The 2,500-nt window shown below is 52.4% G+C and carries 2 rRNA genes (1 of these 2 cut by a window edge); both read left to right on the top strand.

What is annotated here, in order from left to right:
• A 23S ribosomal RNA gene (locus tag J3B00_RS00010) occupies positions 1-2,211 on the top strand (it extends 681 nt beyond the left edge of the window).
• Positions 2,212-2,340: 129 nt separating this feature from the next.
• Positions 2,341-2,456 (top strand): 5S ribosomal RNA (gene rrf / locus J3B00_RS00005).
• The last annotated feature ends 44 nt before the right edge of the window (positions 2,457-2,500 follow it).

Genomic DNA, 2,500 nt, shown 5'->3' with positions numbered 1-2,500 from the left:
CATGGGCAGGTTGAAGGTTAGGTAACACTGACTGGAGGACCGAACCGACTACCGTTGAAAAGTTAGCGGATGACCTGTGGATCGGAGTGAAAGGCTAATCAAGCTCGGAGATAGCTGGTTCTCCTCGAAAGCTATTTAGGTAGCGCCTCATGTATCACTGTAGGGGGTAGAGCACTGTTTCGGCTAGGGGGTCATCCCGACTTACCAAACCGATGCAAACTCCGAATACCTACAAGTGCCGAGCATGGGAGACACACGGCGGGTGCTAACGTCCGTCGTGAAAAGGGAAACAACCCAGACCGTCAGCTAAGGTCCCAAAGTCATGGTTAAGTGGGAAACGATGTGGGAAGGCTTAGACAGCTAGGAGGTTGGCTTAGAAGCAGCCACCCTTTAAAGAAAGCGTAATAGCTCACTAGTCGAGTCGGCCTGCGCGGAAGATGTAACGGGGCTCAAACCATGCACCGAAGCTACGGGTATCACCTTCTGGTGATGCGGTAGAGGAGCGTTCTGTAAGCCTGTGAAGGTGAGTTGAGAAGCTTGCTGGAGGTATCAGAAGTGCGAATGCTGACATGAGTAACGACAATGGGAGTGAAAAACTCCCACGCCGAAAGACCAAGGTTTCCTGCGCAACGTTAATCGACGCAGGGTTAGTCGGTCCCTAAGGCGAGGCTGAAAAGCGTAGTCGATGGAAAACAGGTTAATATTCCTGTACTTCCGATTGTTGCGATGGAGGGACGGAGAAGGCTAGGCCAGCTTGGCGTTGGTAGTCCAAGTTTAAGGTGGTAGGCTGAGATCTTAGGCAAATCCGGGATCTCAAGGCCGAGAGCTGATGACGAGTTGCCTTTAGGCGACGAAGTGGTTGATGCCATGCTTCCAAGAAAAGCTCCTAAGCTTCAGACAATCGGGAACCGTACCCCAAACCGACACAGGTGGTTAGGTAGAGAATACCAAGGCGCTTGAGAGAACTCGGGTGAAGGAACTAGGCAAAATGGCACCGTAACTTCGGGAGAAGGTGCGCCGGCGAAGGTGAAGGGTTTACCCCGTAAGCTTTTGCCGGTCGAAGATACCAGGCCGCTGCGACTGTTTATTAAAAACACAGCACTCTGCAAACACGAAAGTGGACGTATAGGGTGTGACGCCTGCCCGGTGCCGGAAGGTTAATTGATGGGGTTAGCGCAAGCGAAGCTCTTGATCGAAGCCCCGGTAAACGGCGGCCGTAACTATAACGGTCCTAAGGTAGCGAAATTCCTTGTCGGGTAAGTTCCGACCTGCACGAATGGCGTAACGATGGCGGCGCTGTCTCCACCCGAGACTCAGTGAAATTGAAATCGCTGTGAAGATGCAGTGTATCCGCGGCTAGACGGAAAGACCCCGTGAACCTTTACTATAGCTTTGCACTGGACTTTGAATTTGCTTGTGTAGGATAGGTGGGAGGCTTTGAAGTGGGGACGCCAGTTCTCATGGAGCCATCCTTGAAATACCACCCTGGCAACTTTGAGGTTCTAACTCAGGTCCGTTATCCGGATCGAGGACAGTGTATGGTGGGTAGTTTGACTGGGGCGGTCTCCTCCCAAAGAGTAACGGAGGAGTACGAAGGTGCGCTCAGACCGGTCGGAAATCGGTCGTAGAGTATAAAGGCAAAAGCGCGCTTGACTGCGAGACCCACACGTCGAGCAGGTACGAAAGTAGGTCTTAGTGATCCGGTGGTTCTGTATGGAAGGGCCATCGCTCAACGGATAAAAGGTACTCCGGGGATAACAGGCTGATACCGCCCAAGAGTTCATATCGACGGCGGTGTTTGGCACCTCGATGTCGGCTCATCACATCCTGGGGCTGAAGCCGGTCCCAAGGGTATGGCTGTTCGCCATTTAAAGTGGTACGCGAGCTGGGTTTAGAACGTCGTGAGACAGTTCGGTCCCTATCTGCCGTGGACGTTTGAGATTTGAGAGGGGCTGCTCCTAGTACGAGAGGACCGGAGTGGACGAACCTCTGGTGTTCCGGTTGTCACGCCAGTGGCATTGCCGGGTAGCTATGTTCGGAAGAGATAACCGCTGAAAGCATCTAAGCGGGAAACTTGCCTCAAGATGAGATCTCACTGGGATCTAGAATCCCCTAAAGGGCCGTCGAAGACTACGACGTTGATAGGTTGGGTGTGTAAGCGCTGTGAGGCGTTGAGCTAACCAATACTAATTGCCCGTGAGGCTTGACCATATAACACCCAAGCAATTTGCTAGCGCGAATTGCGGTGGTGAAGACGAAACAGCTGAAAATTCGCACCATCACAAATCACATATCCGAATTCGCTGGGCTGTCCATCTGGACATTCTGGCTACAGAATTTCTTGACGACCATAGAGCATTGGAACCACCTGATCCCATCCCGAACTCAGTAGTGAAACGATGCATCGCCGATGGTAGTGTGGGGTTTCCCCATGTGAGAGTAGGTCATCGTCAAGATTCATTTCGCAAAACCCCTATCTGCGCGAGCAGGTAGGGGTTTT

Source organism: Pseudomonas sp. BP8, from assembly GCF_017875955.1.
Classification (GTDB): Bacteria; Pseudomonadota; Gammaproteobacteria; order Pseudomonadales; family Pseudomonadaceae; genus Aquipseudomonas.
The sequence above is the reverse complement of the archived record's forward strand: the minus strand, read 5'-3'. Positions and strand labels throughout refer to the sequence as shown.